The 26,495-nt window shown below is 37.9% G+C and carries 19 protein-coding genes; 6 read left to right on the top strand and 13 right to left on the bottom strand.

The window, feature by feature from the left end; translation table 11 throughout:
* Positions 1-269: 269 nt before the first annotated feature.
* A complete protein-coding gene (locus tag J1899_RS11460; protein ID WP_214473795.1) occupies positions 270-1,211 on the bottom strand; it encodes an L-threonine 3-dehydrogenase in 942 nt (313 codons plus the stop codon).
* Between the two features lie 184 nt (positions 1,212-1,395).
* Positions 1,396-2,586 (bottom strand): glycine C-acetyltransferase, encoded by a 1,191-nt coding sequence (locus J1899_RS11455; protein WP_214473793.1) that lies wholly within the window; start codon positions 2,584-2,586, stop codon positions 1,396-1,398.
* A 310-nt stretch (positions 2,587-2,896) separates the two neighbouring features.
* On the opposite strand from J1899_RS11455, the gene arcA reads away from it, so the two are divergent.
* Positions 2,897-4,129 (top strand): arginine deiminase, encoded by a 1,233-nt coding sequence (arcA, locus tag J1899_RS11450; RefSeq protein ID WP_214473791.1) that lies wholly within the window; start codon positions 2,897-2,899, stop codon positions 4,127-4,129.
* 43 nt (positions 4,130-4,172) lie between these two features.
* Here arcA and J1899_RS11445 read toward each other — a convergent pair whose 3' ends face one another.
* On the bottom strand, positions 4,173-5,585 hold the full coding sequence (locus tag J1899_RS11445) for a serine hydrolase domain-containing protein (RefSeq protein ID WP_214473789.1): 1,413 nt from the start codon (positions 5,583-5,585) through the stop codon (positions 4,173-4,175).
* Positions 5,582-6,145, bottom strand: coding sequence for a TetR/AcrR family transcriptional regulator (locus J1899_RS11440; protein WP_214473787.1), 564 nt, complete (start codon positions 6,143-6,145; stop codon positions 5,582-5,584). The genes J1899_RS11445 and J1899_RS11440 overlap by 4 nt, the downstream gene beginning before the upstream one ends.
* Before the next feature lie 264 nt (positions 6,146-6,409).
* Between J1899_RS11440 and J1899_RS11435 the strand changes: the two genes are divergently transcribed.
* Together J1899_RS11435 and chbG are read left to right on the top strand one after the other, a co-directional pair.
* Positions 6,410-7,138, top strand: a complete 729-nt coding sequence (locus tag J1899_RS11435) for a GntR family transcriptional regulator (RefSeq protein ID WP_214473786.1) — start codon at positions 6,410-6,412, stop codon at positions 7,136-7,138.
* A gap of 17 nt (positions 7,139-7,155) precedes the next feature.
* Positions 7,156-7,854 (top strand): chitin disaccharide deacetylase, encoded by a 699-nt coding sequence (gene chbG, locus J1899_RS11430; protein ID WP_214473784.1) that lies wholly within the window; start codon positions 7,156-7,158, stop codon positions 7,852-7,854.
* A 200-nt stretch (positions 7,855-8,054) separates the two neighbouring features.
* Here the strand turns inward: chbG and J1899_RS11425 are convergent, their stop codons facing one another.
* Positions 8,055-9,068 (bottom strand): serine hydrolase domain-containing protein, encoded by a 1,014-nt coding sequence (locus J1899_RS11425; protein WP_214473782.1) that lies wholly within the window; start codon positions 9,066-9,068, stop codon positions 8,055-8,057.
* A gap of 565 nt (positions 9,069-9,633) precedes the next feature.
* On the opposite strand from J1899_RS11425, the gene katA reads away from it, so the two are divergent.
* Both katA and J1899_RS11415 read left to right on the top strand, forming a co-directional pair.
* Positions 9,634-11,091 carry a catalase KatA gene (gene katA / locus J1899_RS11420; RefSeq protein ID WP_214473779.1) on the top strand — a complete coding sequence of 486 codons (1,458 nt, stop codon included), beginning with the start codon at positions 9,634-9,636 and terminating at the stop codon, positions 11,089-11,091.
* Positions 11,092-11,222: 131 nt separating this feature from the next.
* A complete protein-coding gene (locus tag J1899_RS11415) occupies positions 11,223-11,639 on the top strand; it encodes a Fur family transcriptional regulator (RefSeq protein WP_214473773.1) in 417 nt (138 codons plus the stop codon).
* Between the two features lie 241 nt (positions 11,640-11,880).
* On the opposite strand, the gene J1899_RS11410 is transcribed toward J1899_RS11415, so the two are convergent.
* Together J1899_RS11410 and J1899_RS11405 are read right to left on the bottom strand one after the other, a co-directional pair.
* Complete coding sequence (locus tag J1899_RS11410; protein WP_214473771.1) at positions 11,881-14,466, bottom strand: AAA family ATPase; 2,586 nt, start codon at positions 14,464-14,466, stop codon at positions 11,881-11,883.
* On the bottom strand, positions 14,463-15,818 hold the full coding sequence (locus J1899_RS11405; protein ID WP_214473769.1) for a 3' terminal RNA ribose 2'-O-methyltransferase Hen1: 1,356 nt from the start codon (positions 15,816-15,818) through the stop codon (positions 14,463-14,465). The genes J1899_RS11410 and J1899_RS11405 overlap by 4 nt, the downstream gene beginning before the upstream one ends.
* Before the next feature lie 328 nt (positions 15,819-16,146).
* Between J1899_RS11405 and J1899_RS11400 the strand changes: the two genes are divergently transcribed.
* Complete coding sequence (locus J1899_RS11400) at positions 16,147-17,700, top strand: ABC-F family ATP-binding cassette domain-containing protein (RefSeq protein ID WP_214473767.1); 1,554 nt, start codon at positions 16,147-16,149, stop codon at positions 17,698-17,700.
* 701 nt (positions 17,701-18,401) lie between these two features.
* On the opposite strand, the gene J1899_RS11395 is transcribed toward J1899_RS11400, so the two are convergent.
* The 6 genes from J1899_RS11395 to J1899_RS11370 form a co-directional block, all read right to left on the bottom strand.
* Positions 18,402-18,587 carry a hypothetical protein gene (locus tag J1899_RS11395; protein ID WP_214473765.1) on the bottom strand — a complete coding sequence of 62 codons (186 nt, stop codon included), beginning with the start codon at positions 18,585-18,587 and terminating at the stop codon, positions 18,402-18,404.
* Between the two features lie 86 nt (positions 18,588-18,673).
* Positions 18,674-19,405, bottom strand: a complete 732-nt coding sequence (locus J1899_RS11390; protein WP_214473762.1) for an SDR family NAD(P)-dependent oxidoreductase — start codon at positions 19,403-19,405, stop codon at positions 18,674-18,676.
* 11 nt (positions 19,406-19,416) lie between these two features.
* Positions 19,417-22,827: a hypothetical protein gene (locus J1899_RS11385; protein ID WP_214473755.1), complete on the bottom strand. Its 3,411-nt coding sequence runs from the start codon at positions 22,825-22,827 to the stop codon at positions 19,417-19,419.
* An 88-nt stretch (positions 22,828-22,915) separates the two neighbouring features.
* Positions 22,916-23,107: a hypothetical protein gene (locus tag J1899_RS11380; RefSeq protein WP_066451609.1), complete on the bottom strand. Its 192-nt coding sequence runs from the start codon at positions 23,105-23,107 to the stop codon at positions 22,916-22,918.
* Positions 23,108-23,176: 69 nt separating this feature from the next.
* Positions 23,177-24,724 (bottom strand): alpha/beta fold hydrolase, encoded by a 1,548-nt coding sequence (locus J1899_RS11375; RefSeq protein ID WP_214473753.1) that lies wholly within the window; start codon positions 24,722-24,724, stop codon positions 23,177-23,179.
* A gap of 205 nt (positions 24,725-24,929) precedes the next feature.
* On the bottom strand, positions 24,930-26,213 hold the full coding sequence (locus J1899_RS11370) for a globin-coupled sensor protein (protein WP_214473751.1): 1,284 nt from the start codon (positions 26,211-26,213) through the stop codon (positions 24,930-24,932).
* Between the last annotated feature and the right edge of the window lie 282 nt (positions 26,214-26,495).

Genomic DNA, 26,495 nt, shown 5'->3' with positions numbered 1-26,495 from the left:
ACTATTCATTCGTAATTACAGGATGATATGGAAGTTATCAGGGAATTACTTATTTATTACTGGTTGCAGACTTCATCACTTGAGAGATCATATGACGCTAATTTATCATAACAATCACCATGAGGTCTTCTGCCCTGTCAAATTGCTGCTAATACGGCACTCTATAAAAAAACAGGCTGACAATCCGTTTTGTCAGCCTGTTTTTTTATCTATTCTATTTTGTATCATTACACTCATTTGTGAATGGTTTTACCTCTGAATGAGATCACTTATTTTTGTTTAAGTTTATCCAGCATATCCACTGTCATCTTCCGTAAGTCAAAGTTGGCTTTGAAGCCCCATTCTTCGACTGCGGCAGAGTCATCAATGGAATTTGGCCAGCTATCAGCGATTGCTTGGCGAATAGGGTCAACCTGATACGTAATTTCAAAATGAGGAATATGTTTTCTAATTTCTGCAGCAATCTGTTCAGGTTCGAAGCTCATTGCAGTAACGTTAAACGAATTGCGGTGCTTTAGCTTACTTGGATCGGCTTCCATTAATTGAACGATTGCATCCAAAGCATCTGGCATATACATCATATCCATATATGTTCCTTTATCAATATAGGAAGTATATTTGCCATTCTTAACTGCTTCATAGTAGATTTCCACAGCGTAGTCCGTTGTTCCGCCGCCTGGAGGAGTGACATATGAAATTAAACCAGGAAAACGCAATCCTCTTGTGTCCACTCCGAACTTATGAAAATAATAATCTGACAACAATTCTCCAGCTACCTTATTTACTCCATACATCGTTGTTGGTCGATGTATAGTATCCTGCGGTGTTCGATCTTTAGGTGTTGATGGTCCAAATGCACCAATTGAGCTTGGTGTGAAGAATTGGGCATTTAATTCTCGTGCCGTTTCAAGAGCGTTCATCAGTCCGCCCATGTTTAGATTCCAAGCAAAAACAGGGTTTGCTTCAGCTGTTGCCGACAACAGGGCAGCCATATGGATTACACTATCAACATTGTATTTTTTTGCAACCTCTAACATCGTCCGTGCATCCGTCACGTCTACCATTTCAAAAGGTCCAGACAAAGCGGCTTCTGTCTCATTTTTTCGTATATCCGTTGCGATAACTTGATCTGCACCATAAATTTCTCTTAATTTCACTGTAAGCTCTGAACCAATTTGCCCTAATGCCCCAGTAATCATTATTCGTTTCATTCTCATCCCCAGCCCTTTCTAATGTGAAGACAAAGCTCTATAGCTCTATTGATATTAATAAACTTTTACTATTTGATGAAAGTTCCAAGGAATTTGGAAGGTAAAGTGACGAGGGAATTTCAAGTCTTTTCCTTTACCAGTTAGAAGGGAAGGATCACACGTTCCCTTCCCTTCACCTATTTCTTTATATCAATCCCATTTCCTTGCCAACTTTTTGATAAATACCAATTGCTTCATCAAGCATATCAGTTGTATGTGCTGCAGAAGGCATATTTCTTACTCGGCCAGTTCCTCTTGGTACTGTCGGAAACACGATCGATTTTGCATAAACACCCTCTTCATTTAGGCGCTTGCTGAACTCCTGCGTTTTTACTTCGTCTCCGATAATGCATGGTGTTATGGGTGTTTCACTTTCTCCAATGTCAAAGCCAAGCTTTTTCAAGCCATCCTTAAGGTAATTAGCATTTTCCCATAGCTTTTCATTTAGCTCGGTGCTTTCCATTAAGATTTCAATTGATTTAATACATGCAGCAATATCTGCAGGTGTTAAAGATGTGGAGAATAAGAATGGTCTGCTGCGGACCTTTAACCAATCAATTAACGATTGCTTTCCGGCAACATAGCCGCCTACAACCCCAATTGCTTTTGAAAGTGTCCCAATTTGGAAATCAATTTTATCGGATAAACCAAAATGCTTAACAGTACCCGCTCCTTTGCCCAGAACGCCTGAACCATGTGCATCATCTACATATGTAATTAAGTCGAACTCTTCTGCAATCTCCACAATCTCTGGCAGCTTCGCAATGTCTCCGTCCATAGAGAAAACACCATCTGTAATCACCATGATTTTATTATAAAGACCTGACTCGGTTGCTTCTTTCGCCTTCGCACGTAAATCATCCATATCTGAATGATTGAATCGAATGATTTTTGCTTTTGATAGACGGCAGCCGTCAATAATAGAAGCGTGGTTTAATTCATCAGACAAAATGGCATCATTTTTATCCATTACAGCTGAAATAGCAGCCATATTGCAATTAAATCCTGATTGATAAGCAATTGCTGCTTCGGTATACTTAAATTGTGCAAGTTTTTCTTCAAGCTCCAAATGGATATCGAGTGTACCGTTAATCGTTCTAACAGCCCCTGCTCCTACACCATATTTTTCTACAGCTTCTCTTGCAGCTTTCTTTAATTTTTCATCTGTTGCCAGTCCTAAATAATTATTAGAAGATAAATTAATGAGTTCTTTCCCATTAATTTTGATCTTTGGACCATTTGGACTCTCCAATGGATCAATTACATTATATAAACCTCTGCCTTTTAGATCATTTAAATTTTCATCAAGGAATGAATCTAATTTTTTGCTTGTCATAAATTTAGCCTCCATTCGATTCTTTAATCAAATAATACATTTGTCCTCTCTGTGAGGACAGCGAAAACCTTATACTGTTGAGTATTTCCACTTATAACTTTATCATATTTTTTTGTTTTGTACATATATAGCGGACATAAATTTCTGAGACTTATGCATGAATTTACGCTCCCATCCCATACTATTGGTGAAAATATTCGCTTTTATCCTTCGAAGGAAGGGGTGAATATTTATACATGCAATTGATCTGTTTACTCTACCAATTTGAAGGGAACGGCTCAAATAGAAAGAAATTAGGAGGAAATATAGAATGCAGCAGCAATTAAATGTAACTTCAGAAATCGGTAGACTTAAAACAGTTATGCTACATAGACCAGGATTAGAAATCGAGCATTTAATGCCACAATACTTAGAAAGACTATTATTCGATGATACTCCTCACCTTCCCATCATTCAAAAAGAACATGACTATTTTGCACAACAATTAACGAATAGAGACATCGAAGTTCTATATCTTGACGTTTTAATGAAAGAAGCCGTACAGAATCAGGATGCAAGGCAATATTTTATGGATGAGATCTTAAAAGATGGCTTGGAAAACTTAGACGGCTCATACGATAGTGTAAAAGAGTACTTTCAATCATTAGGAGGAGACGAGCTCGTCAGCATCGTCATGTCAGGAGTCCCTAAATCAAAAATTCCTAAAAGCAAGCAAGTGCACCTGCATGAAATAACAAATGAGCACTATCCGTTTTATTTAGATCCGATGCCAAATCTTTATTTTACGAGAGATCCAGCAGCGGTCATTGGGAATGGGCTTTCCATTAATCGTATGTATGAGCCTGCCAGAAGGCGTGAGTCCATCTTTGTTGATACGATTATGAAGTATCACCCCTGCTTTCGAGACGCTCAAACACAAACGTACTTCTCCAGGAATGATGTTTATTCAATGGAGGGCGGCGATCAGCTTGTTTTAAGCAGTGAAGTTTTAGCAATTGGCGTAAGTGCAAGAACAACTGCCCAAGGTATTGAAAAATTAGCATCAGAAGTGTTTAAACAGAACAATACATTTAAGAAAGTAATGGCAGTTGAGATTCCGAAAAAACGAGCTTATATGCATTTAGATACTGTGTTTACGATGGTTGATTATGACAAATTCACTTATCATCCTGGGATTGAAAGTGAAGAAGGCGGACTTAATATCTATATTCTTGAAAAAACAAGCGAAGAAGGCGAATTTGCGATTTCCAGGAAATCTGATTTAACAAGTGCATTAAAGGAAGTGTTAAATCTTAAAGAAATCACTCTAATTCCCTGTGGTGGCGGATGTCCGATCGCAGCTGCCCGGGAACAATGGAATGATGGCTCTAATACACTTTCCATCGCACCAGGCGTTGTTGTTACCTACGACCGCAACACAGTTACAAATAACGTTCTCCGTGAACATGGAATTGAAGTCATCGAAATTGAAAGCTCAGAACTGTCAAGAGGCCGTGGAGGCCCGCGTTGCATGAGCATGCCACTGGTTAGGGAGAATTTATAAGTAAAGCGAGGGATTCCTATGATTGGAGTCCCTCGCTTTATGTTTATTTTGCTATTGAACTGCTCTTATCTTTTAAAAAAAAGAACTTTAATGGAATTACTGCATGTAATAAAAACAGGAACATTATGCAGTAAACTAAAAAAGCTAAATCAGGTGCAAATATTTGAAAGCTTCTCCACGGAATTTGTTGTGTGATTACAATCATTGGAATGGCACCAAGCGAAATAACCACAAATATTGTAGAGAGAAAATAGGTCAGATATCTTTTCTTTACTTGACTCTTTCTCATAATTCTCATGATAGCCAAAATAATAAGGAATATAATGATGGCAAGCAATATCCATTGAAACAATAAAGACTGATCGGGCAATGCTTCTGTATGATCATGGATTAGTAAATCTCTAATTCCATTCATTATATAATAAACCTGTGGGTCTTCAAGTGAGTGGTACTTATTCGTTAAAAGAATAGCAGCCTGATGTATTTCCGGCCGAAAATACATCTCAGCTCTAAAATCACGGGTAGCGCCGCCATGAAATAAGAATCTTCCTTCTTCGTTAAAATGCCAGCCCATTCCATACGAATTTCCATCTTCAGGGAGTGATGTGAAAAGTCTCATGCCTTCTTCAGAGATGATGTCTTTGTTCCCTTCTAATAAAAATGTTAGAAATTTTGTTAGGTCGGTTGCCGTCGATGCAATATATCCGTATGGTGCCCCAGCTGGATCGTATAAAAATTCACTTTTAACCGGCTTGCCAAACCATGACTCAAAACCAGGTACTAAATGTAACTCACGGACTTGTTCTACACTTGCTCCTGTATGATTCATTTCTAATGGTTTAAAAACTTGGCTCACTAGAAAATCACCAAAAGATTCCCCGCTGACATGCTCTACAATTTCTCCCAGCAGCAAGTAATTAGCAGAGTTATATTCATATTTTTCTCCTGGTGAGTGAGCGAGTTTTACACCACTCAGTTCCTTTATCGCTGCTGAAATATCCCAGTTTTCAGTGTTTTCTCTATCTGTTACCTTTAAACCATCATACTGAGAAATTCCACTCGTTTGTCTCAATAAGTGGTAAACTGTGATTTCATGGTCATGTGAGGCAACATATTTAAACTCTGGTATATATGTATCAATGGACTGATCAAGTTCAATTTTTCCCTCTTCTGCAAGAATCAAAATGGCAAGTGCTGTAAAAGGTTTACTCAAAGATCCAGTCAGAAAAGGGGTGTCATCTGTCACGACTTCTCCATTACTTAATATTCCCCATTGCTCATTGATGATCTCTACCCCTCCATCAATAATGGTAAGAGCTGCTCCAGGAATTTGATACTGGTCCATTGCATCCTTAATATATTCATTAATTTTATCAGTTTTATTATTTTGAGCACTTACTTCGAAAGATGGAACTATTGTTAGAAAAATGTAGAGGATAACTAAATACCTTTTCATTCTTTTTCTCCTCCAACACATATATATATTTCTACCATCTTTTTTAGTGTTCTATAGGATTCATCCAAATCAAAGTTTTCATCAATTAACTTTTGATAAGCAAGTCCATCAAAACAAGCTAACAGGATGCTTGACAGCCCCTCAGATTTTTTCTTATTCATTATAAAATGATCCTCAAGTGGCTGTGCTAGACTTCTTTTCCCGGATTGCAAAATGGCCTTTACTTCATCTTTATACTCTTCTTTTTTCAGCCCCAGAGAATAGAGTTCATATCTAAACCTATACCAATCAGGGTCTTCTTCAACTCTAGATTGAATTTCCTGCAGAACCATATCTACATTCATTTGCTTTCCTTCATATTGCTTTTGGTATTCCGTTTGAATAGATTCTTGTACTGAAAACAGCAGTTCTTCCTTGTTTTTAAAATAATAATGAACAAGGCCAGGGGTAATTTCAGCTTCCGCTGCAATATCTTTTATAGAAGAATTATAAAATCCTTTTTGACTAAAAATTTTGTAAGCTGCTTTGATTAATCTCGATCGTTTATCAATCTGGTGCATTTGTAATCCTCCCTTTTAGTTGGTCAACCAACCAAATCATATCATAATAACAAATTATTTACATTAAATTCCCTCTTATTTAAATAATAGTTATATTTTTCATAAATGAATAATAATTAGAAATAGGTATCTTGTATAAAAATTTGTAATTACAATTTACTAATTGTTTTATAATGTATGTTCTTGTAAACTATAAGAAAAAGTAAAATTGTTACCGCTTTCTAAAATTTTATTAACTAAATGATTATGTGTTAGGGGTCCATAATGGAAAAAAATCAATCACTGCATGCTTTTGTAAAAGAAGAGCTGATGAATCAAATTAAATCAAACAAATACAAGCATGGAGAGCAGTTTCCGACTGAATATAAACTCTGCAAAGAATTTGATGTCAGCAGAACAACCATACGTGCTGCACTGCAGCAGCTCACTCAAGAAGGCTATCTTGTCCGTCACCAAGGCAAAGGCACTTTTGTAGCCGATCCAAAAGTGAGTCAATCGCTCACACAGACAGTCAAAAAATATAGTGATCAAGTGGCCATGCAAGGAAAACAAGCAACCACCCATCTCATCAGCATTCAAGTGATTCCTGCTAATGAGTTTCTGCAAAATATATTGGAGGTTAGCGCGAATGCGCCCATTCAGCGAATTGAGCGTACACGAGGTGCCAACGGTGAACCAACACAATATCAAATCTCCTATATTCCATGGGAAGTCGCACCAGGCATCACCAAAGAACATGCTGAATCATCCCTATATACTTCTTTAAAACAGCAATTTTCCGTCCGTATTGCTAAAACAACGGAAAATGTGGAAATTACTCTTGCAGATGAACGCACGAGCAATTATTTAAAATGCAAACGTGATCTTCCTTGTTTTTACCTTGAAACGATTGCTTTGGATACATCAGGGCGGCGCGTAGAATTTTCCCGTTCTTATTTTAGAGGAGATAAAACGAACTTTATCATTGAGAGAAACTACACGGAGGAACAATAAGAAATCGGAGGGTTCATATGAAAATACTTTTAAATGCAGATGATTACGGACTTACAAAAGGAGTTACAGATGGGATTATTCAATCACATGTTAATGGAATAGTTCAGTCAGCAACACTGATGATGAATGGACTTGCTGCATCATATGCTGTTGAACAAGCGCGGCTGTACCCAAGCTTACAAGTTGGCATTCATCTTGTACTGACCTGGGGAAAGCCGATTGCTGCTGATAGTGATTCCTTGACAAATGAAAAAGGGCTTTTCAAATTCAAAAACTCTGACACTACAATCACTGAAGAGGATCTTCAGGTGGTAGAAAAAGAATGGCAATCCCAGATTGAAGTATTCCAAAAAACTGGACTTCCTCTTCACCATATTGACAGTCACCACCATGTTCATGGCTGGCCTGATTTAAAAGAAGTCATCATCCGGCTCGCAAAAAAATACAAGGTTCCTGTACGTTTCGCTGAATCAATTAAGGATGAATCTGATATTCTCTTAACTCAGGCACTTTGGACAGATTTTTATGCTGATGGTGTTGACGGCCAACTATTTAATAATTTAAAAGATTTGCCATATGAATCGATTGAAGTCATGACCCACCCTGCTGTAATTGATGATGAACTTCGCACTGTGAGCTCATATGTTGATAAGAGAAAAACAGAACTTGAGCTTTTATGTTCGATGAAAATGCCAGACTGGGCCCAGCCATTATAATGGATATCGTCAGATAAACTGTTTAATATTTTTTATTCGTAATAGACTTTAGAATTATAGTCTAATGAACGAATTCATAACTAAATTTCTAATTAATTGAAAAGCCTAATTTCTTAATTAAAAAACTAAGAAATTAGGCTTTAATACTAAAATCAAATTAAAATTCTATTAATTTATCAGGAAAAAATATAGTCAGTCCTCTAAATAGAGACCTCAATCTCTTTCAGTATTTCATAAGCACCATCTGACTCATTTGAGCACACTACAATGCTAAGCTGTTTATCTGGATAATATACACTGCGAAAGTTTACCCCGGGGTCATACCCCATTAAAATATATTTTACCACGGCTTCTTCTTCCTTAAGAATATATACTCCATAGCCGTAAAACAGATCTTCATCTATCTCTGCCGTTGACTTCAATAATGTCTGTGTCATTTCTGGTGTTAAAAGCTGACCATTCAGTAATGCTTCCCAAAAATGAATCATATCCTCTGCTGTAACATATGCCCCGCCATCAGATGCAGATTTAGCTGGAAGTGAGTAAGTATTTGTTTTCCAGCCGCCATCAGGTTTCTTCACGTATCCTAACGCCACTTTCGCAGGCAATTCATCCATTTCAAAATACCCAGACTCCATCATTCCAGCCTTTTGAAAAACAAATCTTTCAATATAATCACTAAAGGTCAATCCGCTTACCTTTTCAACAATTAGCCCTAAGACAATATAGCCAGCATTATTGTAATGAAAAGTACTTCCCGCAGCATCTTGCATTTTTTTATTTTGGAATAATGGCAAAAAATCCTGCAGGTCTCTTATATGATACATAGGTGTAGTAACCCATAGCTCTTCGTAATTATCCATCTCTTCTTCATCAAAATAATCAGGGATACCAGATGTATGAGTAAGCAATTGTTGTATGGTCACATTTTGATCAAAATAAGGGAAGTCTATATCAATGCACTCATTCAATTTTGAAGAAAATGAAATCTTCCCTTCTTCAACAAGCTGACAAATGGCGATAGCAGTGAAGATTTTACAGCCAGAAGCTATTCCATATCGAGTCTTGGATTGGTTTTTTATCTTTTCAGATCGATTAGCATATCCATAACTCTCTGTTAAACTAAGTACTTTGGATTTCACATAAAATGTTCCTGAAAATTTAATCTTATGGGCCGTTTTATTGATTTTTTCTAATAAATCGCTTTTCTTCATTATTTATTCCTCCTAAATGTTCTTTTAATTTTTCTCCTAAATGACAAGAAATAAAAAGTACATTTAGTTAGCCTCTTCACATTTGAAAACGCAACATACCCTCACCCTCCTTTATGAAACCTTACCATAAAGTCTAAATTTTACAAATACCAAGAGAGTTAATACACATAGATAGGAATTCATATTAAATACAGACCAAATATAATTCTCTTCAATTAACTGAGATTATTTTTTATTTTTGTTCCGAATAGCAGATTTAAGAGTTAGTAACATTGTTCTAAACACTACCCTTCTTACTTAGATTAAATGATCTAATTGCCGCAAACACTCATCCACCTTTTTAGATCTTTTAAAAAGATCGTTCTATCCTATACTTCAAAAAATATAAATAGAATATGTGCTTAAATAACTGATAGACTTATGCTCGTCTAATAATAATTATAAAGAATTTTACATTACAAAAAGTTTTTATTTATAATTATTATAAAAAAGTATTGATTTTTGAGTGATAAGTGTTATCATTAGTTCATAAGCAATCGAAACTATTTTTTGAGGTGATATTTGAATGACAACTAATAATCGATTAACAACAAGCTGGGGCTCACCCGTTGGAGACAACCAAAATTCAATGACAGCAGGCGGTCGCGGACCTACTTTACTGCAAGATGTGCATTTGCTTGAAAAACTGGCACATTTTAATAGAGAACGAGTTCCTGAGCGTGTTGTTCATGCCAAAGGTGCTGGCGCACACGGTTACTTTGAAGTAACAAACGATTTATCAAAATACACAAAAGCTGATTTTCTTTCAGAGGTTGGCAAACGCACACCAATGTTTATCCGCTTCTCAACGGTTGCCGGTGAGCTTGGCTCAGCTGACACCGTTCGTGACCCGCGCGGATTTGCAGTGAAATTTTACACAGAAGATGGAAACTATGATTTAGTCGGAAACAATACACCAATCTTCTTTATTCGTGATGCGATTAAATTCCCTGATTTCATTCATACGCAAAAAAGAGATCCTAAAACACATCTTAAAAACCCTACCGCAGTTTGGGATTTCTGGTCACATTCACCAGAATCATTACATCAGGTGACATACTTAATGGGTGATCGCGGGATTCCAGCGAGTCTTCGCACAATGAATGGCTATGGCAGTCATACATTTAAATGGGTCAATAAAGAAGGCGATGCTGTTTGGGTGAAATATCACTTTATTGCAGACCAAGGCGTTAAAAACATGGATCCGCAATTAGCAGCTAAAATTGCCGGTGAGCATCCTGATTACCATACAGAAGATTTATTCAATGCGATCGAAAATGGCGACTACCCTTCTTGGACATTAAAAGTTCAAATCATGCCTATTGAAGATGCTAATACGTATCGCTTCGATCCATTTGATGTGACAAAGGTATGGTCTCACAAAGATTATCCATTAATTGAAGTTGGTAAAATGGTTTTAGATAAAAACCCAGAAAACTATTTTGCTGAAGTCGAGCAGGTTACTCTTTCACCAGGCAATATGGTGCCAGGTATTGAGCCTTCACCGGATAAAATGCTTCAAGGACGTTTATTTGCATACTCTGATGCTCACCGTTACCGTGTTGGTGCAAATCACAATATGCTGCCAATTAACCGTCCAAAAAACGAGCAGGCAAACTACCAGCGCGATGGACAAATGCGTTTTGACAACAATGGCGGCGGCTCTGTTTATTACGAACCTAATAGCTTTAACGGCCCTGCAGAGACACCTGAAAACAAAACATCAGGCTTTGCTGTAAATGGTGTTGCAGAAAGTGTTTCATATGATCATGATGATCATTACACACAAGCGGGAGACCTCTATCGTTTGATGGATGCTGATGAGCGTGAACGTCTTGTTGCTAACATTGTGGCATCAATGAAAGAAGTGAAACTTGATGAAATTAAACAGCGCCAGATTCAGAATTTCTATAAAGCAGATCCTGAATATGGAACAAAGATCGCAGAAGGATTAGGATTATCAGTTGGCGAAGAAGTAAAGTAAAAAAAGCAACAATCTAAATGTTAAATTCTCATTTTATCTTCTCAATTCTCATTTAACGACAAAATTCTTCTCGGAGGAGCTGTTATAAATTAACTGGCTCCTTCTATTTTATAAAAAGAGGCTGATTAGTAATGGAAGATGAACGAATAACGGAACTTGTTCCCTTCTTAAAAGAAAAGGGGCTAAGAATCACGCCGCAGCGTATCCAAATCATAGGAGCCATGATGGAATTTGATGGACATCCAACGGCTGAAGATATTCAGAGTAAAATTCCCATTATCAGTCTTGCTACTATATACAATAACTTAAAATTATTTGTAAAGCTTGGTATTGTCGAAGAGCTGCCTTACGGAAATGGTGTTAGCCGCTTTGAATTGTTCAAAGCTCAACATTACCATGTCATCTGTGAAACTTGCGGAAAAATAGCTGATTTAAACTTACCGGATTTAAAAGTAGTCGAAAATTTTGCTTCAAGTGTAACAGGGTTTCAAATTCATACACATAAAATGGAAGTATATGGCCAATGTTTACAATGTAAACAGTCGTAGAAAGGTGATTATAATGAAAAACAATCGAAACATATGTACAATTTGCCGCACACCAATTAAACAACTAAAGCATAGCAGTTTATGTGCCTGTGGTATAAAAATCAAAACGAAAAAAGCGATTTCCTAATATGTTGAGATATCTGCTTTCTTCACCATGAGAGAAGGATCAGTCTACTTAGATAACTCCTTCTCTCTGAATTGCTGGCAACAAAAAAAGCAATCATTAGATGACCTTTCCTGATTATAAACGAGGATCTATTTGTTCAGCTTCTAATGCTAATGAGGCTAACACACATTCATGAACACGTTCAACAGACTCCCCTGCTATGAATCGCTTAACACTTTCCATGCTAAGTGCAAACTCCTTCAATGCATTCCTCTGCTTTTTGTTTGTATTTCTTTCTTTCAACCTTTTTAGATTGGCAGGCTCTAAGTAATCAATGCCATAAATAATATGCAAATACTTCTGCCCTCTTACTTTAATGGCTGGCTGAAGCAGCTTTCCTTTTTCTTTTGCCATAAAATGTTCAGGTTTAATGACAATGCCTTCGTGACCATCCTCTGTCATACTTTCCCACCAGCTGATGGCTTCCTCTTCACTTTGTTCATCATCAATCATTTTATATTCAGTCACTGTAAATAGCTTTGATAACTGTGCAAGCTCATGATTCTGCTTCATATGCCATTCATGTGTTCGATCAAAGAACTCACCACTACTGTGAGCAAGGACATGGAAAGGAGCGATGCTGATTTCAGCGAGATCATGCAGGTCCCAGCAATACTTTTGGAAAACATTCTGAAAGGTTTTTGCATTTTCGAGCTTTTGCTCGTATTGCTCCTGCCAAATCTTCGTTTCAGGATGCTCCGCTTTTTGGAGTTTCGACAGAAGCTTCTTTCTGTCTAATATCGCATGCTCAGCAACATGTGCATACTGCTTGCTGATCAGTTCTTTCGCCTTTAAATTCCATGGCATGATTTCTGCATCTAACAGGACATAATCAGTTTGATATTTTTCAAAATAAGGCTTCAGTTCTTCTGATAGTTGAGTTAGTATTTTAGTTTCAGCTTCTTGATTGAAAAAACGTCTTCCAGCTCTCGAGTAAATAACCCCTAAGGCAGGATATCCAAAAGAGAGTTTACCGGCATCTGTGTTTTTGAAAATATGCAGGATTGCACGTGAACCCATGTGTTTCTTCTCAGCAATCATTCTTTGGACACCATGTTTGCGATAATATTGGATCGCTTCTCGAGGGTGCTCTAAGTAATTATCCAATGACGAAGCAGCTGGAGGCGGTGTCATTGTTGGCGGGATATAAATTAGCTGTTCGATCGGAATCGTAAAATGCGACATATCATCAATCGCCGGCTTAACATATTCACCACCTACCATAATCTCCTTTATATGTTCAGGAGAAACAGTATATCCATTGATGAATTTACTGATATTTGGCGGAGCAAAACGTTTCTTTTTCCATTCTATTAATGGATTTTGGTCTGTTCCTGAGAAGTCGTGCTGAGCTTCAACAGAAAGAAATTGTCTTTCAGGAAAACGCAGGGCGGTCAGCTCACCTCCAAAAACAGCTCCCTGATCAATATTGATTGTATGACCAACAATGAGCGGTTTTGGCTTTGGATCATGACCCCAAATAATTAATTCACTGGAGTGATGATGGATAAACCAGTCTTTCCGGATCGGCTTGCCTCTTTCATCTACTCCATCTGTATCTCCATATCGGCAAAAATCACTAATTCGCTTCGAGCTTTTGCCGATATAATGATCTTTAATGCCCGCATGTGTGCACACCGCTACATTTACTCCATTTTGCTGCAGCACATAATGTGAAGGTGCATGAAGTAATAGGTGTTTTAATTCTGCTTTCAATGCTTCCGCAGCTTGCATTCCCTTTTCCTTAGCATAGGCATTAAACTCTTCTTCTACCTTTTCATCTCCATGACTTAACGTAACCTTACGCCCATCGAGCCAGCGCGCGATTTTCCAGCCATGGTTGCTGTCAATCATATAGGCATATCCTGCTTGTATATGTCTCAGCCAAAAATCCATCGTCACCAGCGATTTTGGACCTCTGCTCATCACATCTCCTATGGAAAGAAGCTTTCTTCCCTCTTCATGAACGTAGTAGCCTTCTTCATTTTGCTTGTAATTCAGTTTTTCCAAGAGCTGAATCATTTCATCATAACAGCCGTGAATATCGCCAATGATATCCAAGCCTGCAGCGACATCGAGCGTTAGTTTATTTTGCTCCCTGGTTATCGTGATGTTTTGCTGATCTTCTTCCTTCATATAATAAACGCGTGTATAGCCTTCGTTTTTAAGAAATCGTTTCTCGCGCTTAAAGGTACTGTACTGCTGTTTAATCCGCTTTTTCCCGCGAGGATCTTTTCTTTCTGAATCCCTGGAAATCAGTGTGTCTTCCTTTATATCAAGAACAATAGCGATGATCGGAACATGCTGCCTGCTCGCCATTTCAATATATTTTTTGCGGCCATCGCTATAAAGATTGGTGGCATCCACTATGGTTACGTTATTTAACCGTGCGCGGGCTTCAACCGTCTGATCCAGGAGCTTAAAGGCAGCTTGGGAGATCTTTTGATATTCGTTAAATAAGCCATCACTTTCTGCTTTTGAGCGATTGCTGTAATCGATATATTCTGTATCTCCTACTAAAACACGAAAATCATCTGAACTTACTTTTTCGGATGATTTTATATATCCCTTTTCAATCCAATTTGAGAGCAGTGTTGTTTTACCGCTGCCTGAAGGACCGATTAAGAGAGCAATACATCCAACTGGAAAGGAAATATTCATGCTCGTTCCTCCTTTCTTGTAAATAAACATAGCTGAGTGGGGGCTCCTAAAGTCTCGTGCTTTTCCCCAATCCCCTCAAAGGTAAAACTATATGGGTAATCATGGCTTCTTTTTGCACACCACTCTTGGAATTGCTTCCGATCTAACTCAAAGCGGTGATCCGTATGGCGGAAAGAATCTCCTAATTCATAAACTTGGTTATATTCTGCATTAGGTGTTGTGATGATCAAGCTTTCTGGCTTATATTCTGAAAAGATCGTATCCATTATTTTCGGTAGACGTTCATAATCGATATGTTCAATAACTTCACACAGAATCATAACATCTTTCCCTGCCAGTCTCTCATCATAATAGAACAAAGAGCTCCAAATTCTTTCTGGCATAAGGAAACTTTCTTTCTTCGCGGCTTTTTCAAAGCGTTCCAATGCTTTTTTTGTGGCTATTTGTGAAGGTTCCGCAGCTAGAATTTGTTTGACACCTTCAATAAAACCTAAGCGAACCGATAATTTTCCTTCGCCGCTTCCTAAATCAACAATGGTTTCTTTTTTAGGAAGGTTTTCAATTGTTTCAATGATTTTTTCATAGCGCATGTCATTTAATCGCTTTTTGACTGGTTCTTCCGCTTTGTGTTTTTCCTTAGCAGGCTGATCGATTAGCTTGTACACTTCCTCAAAACGCAGTGATTGCTTTAAGATCATCTCTTTTAACGGATGATCATCTAGCCAGCCTTCTCCATAGCGCTCCAGCTTCTCTATTTCTTTTTCATCAATATAATAGTGCTTATAATCATCGATAACTGGAATGAGCACAAATAGCTGTCTTAGTACTCTCTGTAAGGTTGTTTTTCCAGTTAAAGTGATAAAACGTGCTGTGCTGCGTTTCTTAAGCTCAAACTGGTAATTGGCCTCTCCTTCTTGTATCAGTACGTCAAAGCCTAGTGGTGTAAACAACTTGTACAGTGTTTCATCAGATAAGCTAGATGCAATAGGTCCAAAATCTACTTGAAAATCGAATGGCTCATCTACCCACTTTTTATATTCATCAGCAGGCTGGCCATTTAAAGCCGTTCCAAGTGCAGTCCGAATAAACGAACAAAAAATGCTGCTGACGGCAAATTCGCGGTCATTAATATAATGTGTAATATCGTATGTACTAGATGAATTTTTCGTCAGCTCAATCGGATCAGGTGTCACGAAAATGGTAACCTCTGTCTCTTCTTCTGAAAACTTACTGTAAAAAAGGCGAACATAATGCCCCTTTTGCTTTCGTTCATATATATTATTCGGGTTTTTAGCCAGTAAATAAGACATCACACTGGCATTTTGCCCCTTTGTGTTAAGAGTTAACTGCATGATTTCACTTCCTTTAGAATTAAAAATATCTATTAAGAAAATTGTCTAGCTCCAAGCACTATGGATGACAAGCGCCTTTTGCTTTTCCTGGTCTAGCTGCAGCGCCTAGCCCCTCGAGGTCTTAAGCCAATCTGTCCAGAAGGTTAAAGAACAACCTTCCAGCCAGATCGTCTTAAGCTTGTCGCGGCTGAGCAAGGCGCTTCCGCTTTTCTATATGACCACATTATTTTCCATTTAGTATAAATCATTGACAAGTAAAGGGTCTAGTTTTTATCGCATTTTTTTAGTATGATGTAGAGATGATGACAAATAAAGTGGGGAACAAAAAATGAGTTTATTAACAGTAGAAAATTTGAGTCACACATTTGGTGACCGTACATTATTTAAAGATGTTTCATTTCGTTTATTAGCAGAAGATCATGTCGGACTTGTCGGCGCAAATGGCGTTGGAAAATCGACATTGATGAATATCATTACAAAGCAGCTGATCCATGATTCCGGTAAGGTTGAGTGGACGCCAACTGTTCATTATGGCTATTTAGATCAGCATACAGCACTAACTGCAGGAAAAACAATTCGTGATGTATTAAATGAAGCGTTTCTTCCATTGTTTGAAAAAGAAAAAGAGTTAAATGAAATTACAGCTAAAATGGGAGATGCCACTCCTGAAGAACTGGAAGAACTGCTGGAGCAAATGGGCGAAATTCAGGATCACTTAGATGCAGGCGGCTTTTATACACTAGATCTCAAAGTTGAAGATGCAGCACGAGGTCTTGGTCTTGATGCGATTGGAATCGATCGTGATGTAGCAGCGTTGAGCGGAGGGCAGCGTACAAAAGTACTTCTGGCAAAATTACTATTGGAACAGCCTAAAGTATTGTTGCTGGATGAGCCAACCAACTATTTGGATGTTGAACACATTAAGTGGCTTACAAACTATTTAAAAGAGTATCCGCATGCCTTTTTGCTGATTTCGCATGATACAGAGTTCATGAACGCTGTATCGAACACGATCTTCCATTTAGAATTTTCAAAGCTGAGCCGTTATACAGCGAGCTACGATAAATTCCTGGAGCTTGCTGAGATTAATAAAAATCAGCATATCAATGCCTATGAAAAACAGAAGGAATTTATTAAGAAACAAGAAGATTTCATTGCAAAAAATAAGGCGCGTTACTCTACAACCGGCCGGGCAAAAAGCCGTCAAAAGCAGTTGGACCGTATGGAGCGCATTGATAGACCTGAAACGGCTGCAAAACCTACTTTTGAATTTAAAGAATCTCGCGGAAGCAGCCGCTATGTGTTTGAAGGCGAAGATTTTGAAATCGGCTATTCACACGCACTTCTGCCGAAAATGTCCATGACCATTGAACGCGGTGAAAAAATTGCCATCGTTGGCTGCAATGGTGTCGGTAAATCAACACTATTAAAAACGATGCTTGGAAAAATTAAACCGATCAGCGGAAAAATCCATCACGGTGACTTCCTCTTCCCTTCTTATTTTGAACAGGAAGTAAAGGCAGATAACATTACACCAATCGATGACGTCTGGAACGAGTTCCCTGGTATGGATCAGCATCAGGTCCGTGCTGCACTTGCCCGCTGTGGATTAAAAAATGAGCATATCTCCCGTCCGCTAAATCAACTGAGCGGTGGCGAGCAAGCGAAAGTCCGTCTATGTAAGCTAATGATGCACGAGAGTAACTGGCTGCTGTTTGACGAGCCAACCAATCACCTTGATGTTACGGCTAAAGCAGAGCTGCAGCGTGCGTTAAAAGCGTACAAAGGAACGGTTGTTCTAGTATGCCACGAACCTGATTTTTATGAAGGCTGGATTACGAAGACTTGGGATGTAGAAGAATGGTCTAATCAATTGAATTAGTTTGGAAAATCCCCTGCTGATGTAGGGGATTTTTTGTTGGAATAGAGTTTACGATAAAATTTTCCATGATCTTGTGTATTTCTTTAGTATTATTAATCATTATTGATAGTATTTTAAAAAATTTCGTATGAGTGAGATTTAAAATGCTTAATCGGTCAATTATTATGTCATATTTGGGTTTTAGAGTCGTGAATAGCGGATAATCACGACTCGGTTATCCAAGATTTGGGTATCCGAGTCTCGAAAAATACCTTATCATCCCTCTGTTCTCCAGGATTTGGGTATTTATGTCTCGAAAAGTGCCTTATCATCCCTCTGTTCTCCAGGATTTGGGTATTCGAGTCTCGAAAAGTGCCTTATCATCCCTCTGTTCTCCAGGATTTGGGTATTCGTGTCTCGAAAAGTGCCTAATCACCCCACAATTCTCCAGGATTTGGGTATTTGTGTCTCGAAAAGCGCCTAATCATCCCACGATTATTCGGATTTTGGGTATTTGTGTCTCGAAAAGCGCCTAATCACCCCATGATTATCCATAATTTGGGTATTTATGTCCTGAAAAGGCCTAATCAAGCTACAACCCTTCAGCATTTAAGTAGATTCTTGCCCAAAAAGTACTAATCCCCCGCTCACTTTACACTTAATTCAAAACCTACCTTAATCATAAAAATTTCACTCGTCCTATGGTAAGCATTTTCCTTTGCTCAGTACGGATAATCAATATGGATCCCATATATCGTGCCTGGTTCATTATTCGGCTCTTCAAGTGACTGTAAATATAGTTCCAATTGTTCCAGCAGCTCTTTCGGTGCCCCAGCCTTCATGTGCCAATTCCCGGGTTCGTCAACAAAATAAGAGCTATTCATAAAATCAGGATGTTTCTCAGTCATAATAAAAATCCTCCTTATCGGAATCACTACTCATAGTTTTTTCCAATAAAGAGGACATTCATTCTGTCTGTTAAAATTAGAACTTTCTATTCCTCATATATCATCTTTCTAGTCATCCCGCCATCGACAACCAAGTTAATCCCAGTTACAAAATCATTTTCGGAGGAAGATAAATAGAAACACGCTCTTGCAATATCCTCCGGTTTGCCGACTCTTCTTGATGGATGCTGGAGATGGTCGACCTCACGCAGGTCTTCATAATTTCCTGTTTCAATCCAGCCAGGTGATATACTATTAACGGTAATGCGGTCTTCTGAAAGAGAAACTGCTAATGCATGAGTTAGTGCGACAATCCCCCCCTTTGAGGCAGCGTATGCTTCTGAATTAGGCTCTGACATGGTCGCTCTAGTAGATGCTAGATTAATAATAGAACCGCCATCTTCGTTTTTCCTCATATATTTTGCTGCTTCTCTAGAACCTAAAAACACACTTCTCAAATTCGTTCCGATGATATCATCCCATTCATCTGCACTTAAATCATAGGGAGATTTCCACCTCGAAACACCTGCATTATTAATTAACACATCAATTCTGCTAAACTTCTCTGCTGCTGTTTTCATTAGATTGATGATTTCTTCTTCTTTTCTTACATCTGTTTTCACAAAATGAATATTACCGGTTTCCGCAAGTTTCTTGCCGGCTTCTTCATCTAGATCAGCGGCAATCACATTGGCTCCTTTTTGACTGTATGCTTCAGCCAATGCTTTGCCAATTCCATTCGCTGCACCTGTAATAATGACCGTTTTATTATGAAACATGCATATCCCTCCTAATTCCACTCTTTTAATTTCCGCATTATCCAATTTTTAAACGTAATGAACACTGTCTCTTTTCCTTTAGTCTTCTGTTGTTTCTGCCATTCATGATAGCTGGCAACGCTGATTAAAATGGTTCCTGCTAGCAACAAGTATGCCCACCATGGCATATTGCCCCAAAATGGTCTTGTCTGAAGAAGCACATTCAGCAAAAGAACACCGCAGCCGACAAAGAAATATACCTTAATTTTAAAATAAAAGCCTCCTAAAATGGACATCAGCGATAGTGTGCCGAGAATAATCGCATCCATCACTGTAGAACTTTGCAATCCATCTTCAATCAGTAAAAATGATACAGCTATTAGCACAAACCATTGCAGTTTATTTGTTTTAGATCTGTATCTTCCCTTTAAAATCATTTTGCCCAAAATGACGAGCAGCACGAGTGGCAGTACTTGAACTTCAAGCATGAATACAGTTGGAATATGGATATATCCTATAAAACTGTAATAAGGCTGAATCAGCCATAAAAGCGAAATGACTGCAGGAATCCACATCAATTCTCCCTTAAATCGTGTACGCATCAAAATAATAAGACTACTAATTAGCAATCCGGGTGCCATTTTGAAAATGATGGCATCACTCTGGAAAAGATATAAACTTAATGCAAACAGAAGTGAACCAAGTAAAAATGGATCACTATATGAAAATATTGCAGCTTTTTGCTTATATTTTTTATACACCCACATGCCGCTCAAGGCAAGTGATACAGCAAAAGCAGCCAAAATACCCTGCTTCACACCGGCATTTGACACGTGCAGGAGAATGAACTGCAAGGTTCCTGCCCAAGAAAGGAAAAGCGGTATGCTGGCCAAATAATAAAAACGGCTTTTAAACAAATAGAAAATGAAAGCTGCAGCATAAGCAAGAATGACAGAATAGTGCAGGAACGTATTTGGATATGCCAGGAGAACGTTTAGAATTCCAAAAACAGACCACGGAATTAAGAACCAGTTAATATGTTTTTGGTCTGATGTTCTTCCAAATTGCCATAATAGATAAACAGCTATGCTTATAATAAATGGTAAAAACTCCTTATGCTGTCCATTGTTCAATAAGTCCATTGCAAATAGAAGAGCTCCATATGATGATATAAAACAGCTATACAGAAATACTTTTACCTTCCAATTTTCACGCGTCATTCTTGAACTCATAAAATAGATAGCGACTGCTAGCAGAAAGCTGTCAATTGCTAGCTTTCCTTCTGCTATATAAGTTAGGGACAAAGCAAAAGGCAAGAACAGATGTCCTATCCAAGCGAAACCTGCTGCTAAACAGTGATCCTTTTTCAATAACACAGCAGCCAGCAGCAAAATAACGCCACCTATTGTATACTGCATTCTTGCTAAAATAACCGGTGAATCTTCAACGAATATATTCAGCATGGAGAAATAACTTAATAGCATAACAATTGGAATGATAAAAGGTATCCACTTATATGAACACTTTTTATAATATTTCCAATAAATGAGTAATCCCGTTAACAAAATAGCAGGCTGTACGAACTGATTGTAGACAAAATCAAGATAACTTAAAAGGATTGCAGCACTATAGATCACAACAGCTGCTGCATAAGCAATCTTTGCTATGTCCTGGATCTGATATCTTTCAGCTGTCTTGCTTAAAATAAGGAGCATCCCGCCGCCAATTGCAAAGCTGACTGCAATCCCTAAATGATCATGATACAACTCGCTTGCTGAATTTATAGCTTCACAAGCTGCAATGATTGCCATGCCAAAAGAAACAGGAATCGCCCAAGGCGTCAGCTGTTGATAAAATTTCCTTTCATCCTGTCGGTAGCTTATTCCGAGGATGACTGTTAACAGTATTAGCATCAAGGCTACTTTGGAATGATCTTGAAAAGTTAACCCCATCATAGCAGTATAAAACATAACGATAAATCCAGCATCACGTGAACTATTTTGGATCACTCTGAAAAAAGAATGCTTATTGAGGAAGCCAAATAGTAAACATATAACTGCACCTATTAAGAATATAGGAACTAAATAGCTTGCTGGTTCTCCTATTCTAACCATTTCAAACATAGCGGCCATTGCGAATAATGGCGGTATATATGTGTACAGCATTTTGTTAAACGCATTTGCTAAATAGACATGAAGCCCAAAGAGGATAACAAATGACAGTGACAAAATGATAGAAGGCTGTCCTTGCCCAGCTAAAACTAATTCAGCCAAGCTATAGAAAAAGCCCAGAAATGACACAGCACCAGCTGTAATTCTAAATACATTGTCCCATGAATGTTTTTCTGGCAATAACTTTGGAATGAACAAAAAACTTCCTGCAGCTACTACAAGCAAAACTGGGCTCCAAGCATCTAAAATCGAAAATTCAATAACTTGAAATAATCCGTATAACGTAAAAATGGTAAATACAAAGTGATATTCCTTCCGTCCTGAAACATAGATTAAGGCCAGATACATACCTGCAGCAATCATTCCGTTTATGCCGGCAAATATGTGGCTCTCAAATAGTGAAGCCATAAATAATGAAGAAACGATAAATTGAATTTGCACATAATAAACAAGTTCTGCAGTAAATAATTTATATTTCTCTTGTTTCTTTACACGATGATAGGCAATGATTAAGAGAAGCTGAAAAAGAAGCATTCCTAAGAAAAAAGCGTCACGAGATAATTGGCACGCTGCTAAAAAGAAGCTGGCAAAGAAAGAGAGTGCTATATAGGAAAACCAAACATAAAAGCGAGACTGAAGTGATTTGGCAAAATACATATATACAGGGAATAGAAGAAGCGCTCCTCCGCTTCCATACCAGAACCGACCTTCGCCTAAAACGGAAAAATAGGACCCAAAAAGTTCAAACCAGCCTGCCGATAAAAGAATAATCGGCAGAAAGAGGCTAGCTAGCACGTGAAAAGCAAACGCGGATCTGCTAATCTTCAAAAATTTCTGAGCGATAAAGCTTAATGTAAAAAACAGCAGCGAAACTGCACCAATTGAACTGGTGCGCAGCAGTCCCGACATAGTATCCCACTGACTTGTTGCAACAAATAAGCCGCCAATTAAAAGAAGAAAAACACCGATATTGAGAAGCCATGTAATATTCCTTTCCCTAACTTCTTCTGGAGATCGTTTTTTAAGGGTTTTTTTCACTAATGGTTTACTCAATTCCGCCTCTTTAACATTCTCCTTTGAAACGCTTTCTATTGTATCTTCCTGAACCTTTTCAGGAACGATCGTTTCTATTTTTTGTAGATCATCATAGAAATTTAAATATGCGGCATCTACCACTTCATAAATCTTTTCTGAAATATAGTTATGTTTTTTTAGTCGTTTTAACTCTTTATGAAAAATTTGCTGCTCCATATTGGTTATGCTCTCTTTCATCGTATAACCCCTTTTGGTTTATTTAGTGTAATATTACACTAAATGCAAATGTTTTTCAACAAGAAAAAAACCCGCCTATTGGCGAGTTTTACTCTTGAATCGTTATAAGCTTTACATCATCTATGTTAAAGCGATGAAAATGGTTTTCTATGCAATAAACCTCTACAAAACCATCTAAATCCTTTGTTTTACCGATGACTTCTGATTTGTTTTCTGCTTCTACTTCTTCCGTTATAGCCAAATCTTTTTCAAACGTGTAGATAACTTTAAATGTTTTCATGTTCTCACTCTCTCCCTTCATCCCTCCTTTTCCCGATCAGGATAAATTAAAACTAGTTTTAGCAGTTGTTTATTCTTTTTCAATATAAACGGATCTTACTATGGTTCTAGTTATCTTTTTCCCTTGCGTATTTTTGCCTGTAACTTCAATGGTCATGTTATAGATACCGGATTTGCGAATATTCGAGATCAGCTTTTGTACATCATTTGTAGTTTTTTCAGTAACTAGTTTACCTGTTTCATCAATCACTTTAACATGGGTATGAACATTCTTTAATGCAGATGGGGATTGGAATGATAATGAATGCTCTCCTTTTTTCATTTTCCCGGGTAGGCTTAAAGAATATTGATCTCTTTCATTAAGGTTCGCTATAAAAAAGTATGCATCATTATCTTCTTGTGTTGTAATCTGTAATGTCCATTCTCCTTCTTCCGCAGCAACACCAGCAAAATCAGATTGCTGAGCCCCGTGGAAAATGGAATATTCTTGGGTAGGTATATTGCTTTTCCTATAGATTTTTCCTGAGGGTGAAACAAGACTTGCATTTAAATCTTTACTGCGGCTATACAATTGAAAGGATGGTTTTGCACTTCCGTTCATATAAAAAGGAACCTTTACTTTTTTCTGCTTCTGTAGAGGTGCTCCATGAATGAATTCTGATGAACGATCTGTAATCGGAGATGGTTTTTGCAGTTTTAAAGTCTGTGCTGATGTAATAGCTGAATTGCGCAAATAAGGTTCAATTCTGGAAAATACTTTTCCGCCGACACGAATATGATCATGATCCAAACTTGAGTCTGTAAATAAATGAGTCGCATATGGCAGTTTTGTACTCCAGTCATTTACAAGGCCATCATTTGCACCGTGTGAGGCTAAATATTGTCCGCCCATCCATAGAGCAGAAAAGGCAGGGCCGCGGTTGGTTCCTGCAACAGTATAATAAGCATTTTTCCTGACATTGGCATGTGCATCTGTGTTTGCACGGAATTCAGCCATTTCCCCAGTCTGCAATGAAACTGTGCCCTCATCATCTTGACCTAATAGAGAACTAAGCCAGCCTGCGTACCAGCTATTGGCTAAATCAGCAAGGTGTGTCCCGTGGTGAGGAGATCCTAGTGTTATTACTTTTCCAACATAATGATGGGCACCAAAATGAACAAGCGCTGCCTGTGTATCTGGACCACCCTTGCTGTGAGCGACAATATTCAGTTTTTGTCCAGAGAAATGGTCACTAATTTCAGCTAACATTTCGGCTAGTAGTCCTCCATTGTCATATTGAGTGGCCGAACCATTTCCTGCTGCATCATGCAACTGCACGAATACGGTTCGATAGCCAGCTTCGTATGCCTTTGTGTACATATCGTTCACACCATGATGCTCCGTTTCTCCATACCAGCTGCTTGCACTTCCATTCCTGCCTTGAACAAATACGATAGGAGGTTTATTCTTTTCAACATTAGGGGGTGTACTGCCAAGAAACCACTCACCAGGAGTAAAGCTTTCGTCAGGCGGGTTTAATTTCCCCATTGGCTGGATAGTACTTGCTGATGATCGTGCCGGGCTAACAGCAAACAGAAGCAATGCAAAAAGAACAACAATAAACAATGGCTTTCTCATTTTCCATCTCCTCTCAAGATCGAATGACATTCAACCATATGCAAAAAGAGAAGACAATCTTACTCCTATTAAAAAAATGAGAAAATAACCCAGATGAAAAATATCACAAATAGGTGATTTGGCACCTTTTAACATTATAGGACATTCATCTGCAGTTAATTCTTTTCTGCAGATATAAAAAGAGACAGGAATCTTTCCCTGTCTTTTAATGGATTTCTGAAGCAATGGTCGAAAGTTTGTCAGCGGAAGCGGCAACTTCATCAAAAGCATTGCCGATATTTGCAAGCACCTTCGTAAACTGAGACACTTCATTTTCAATCATATTATTTTGCTTCATTGTTTCATTCATCGTCGTCAATATTTCAGTAAAATGATCCTTTGTCTGTTCCATTCCCTGATGACCTTCCTTAACAGAATGGCGAATCTCTGCTAGTGAATCGTTTAGAAGATTCATTTGAGAGTTAATGGTGTTAATAAGACTGGAAACCTCTAAGACCGATTTTTTCGTCTCGTCCGATAGTTTTCGGACTTCACCAGCAACAACAGAGAATCCCAGTCCATGCTGTCCAGCCCTTGCCGCTTCAATAGCTGCATTTAATGATAATAAATTAGTCTGATCGGCAATGCCGGTAACCATTCCTACAATCCCTTGCATCTGTTTGGATATGCCTAATAAAATATCAATATCCTTTGAAATTTTAGAAACAGCATTTTCGATATTGACCATATTTTCATTCTGCTGCTTAAGCTGGCTGCTGCCCAATTCTGCACTGTTTTCTGCGATTGTCGATAATTCACTTCCCCGCTGGGCTACCTGAACAATATGATCGGATTGCTGATGAAGCAAATGGAAAGATACTTGTGTTTCTTGTGATATCGCAGCGAGATTATGTGAGGAGTTTGTCACATTATCAACAAGAATCTGTTTTTCCTTGTCAGCTTCTGCCTGAATTCGACGAATTTCATCATCATAAGCTTCTAGTACAATTTGTTGTTCTAAGTTGAAAATTTTCGTGACTGCTTTCATCTTTAAAAAGATGTCCTCTCTCACAGCAACATTTTCTTCTATAATATCCAATATGGATATAAGTAAATTTTGAAATGCGCCTAAATACCATTTTGTTGGCAATTGGATTTTGACATGCATATTGGCAATTCTTCTGCGCATATTTATATAATTATCGTCAACAATTCCATTAAACATCTCGAAAATATGACGCTGCAGCGTAACCTTTAAACGTTGTATTGAACTATGCTGCTGAATAATTTGCACAAGCAGCGGCTCTTTTTCTACCTTCTCATAAAATTCATCCACAATCTTCGTGATTTGCTCTTTCACCAATGGCTGCAGTGATACAAGCTGCTGCAAATCCTCGTCAGTCAGACCAATCATCTCAATTTGTTTATTGCATCCTTTATTTACACTAATAGTTACATTAACATTATGATTAACTTGATTTATGATCTGTTTCTTTCTCTTAAAAACCAAAGGAATCCCCCATTCTCTTACACTAGGATAATAGTAACACGCTTTTTTTAATTGTCATTATAAAATAGAAAGATATTACATGTAAATATTCCCATATAATCATTTAATAGGTCTTTAGAATTGTTTTTATAAAACATTAGTATATATAAAAAGTGGTACTTATTATTAATGTCGTTCAAAAAGAGGCTGGGACAAACCGAAATAAATCTTTCTAAAACACGAACTTTCAATATCTTGGTTTGGTATTTAAACAAGTCCGTTCCATTGCGATGCGAACTCTCG

It is taken from the genome of Cytobacillus gottheilii, from assembly GCF_018582665.1.
GTDB classification, from domain to species: Bacteria; Bacillota; Bacilli; order Bacillales; family Cytobacillaceae; genus Cytobacillus; species Cytobacillus gottheilii.
This window is presented reverse-complemented; position numbering and strand designations above follow the sequence as displayed.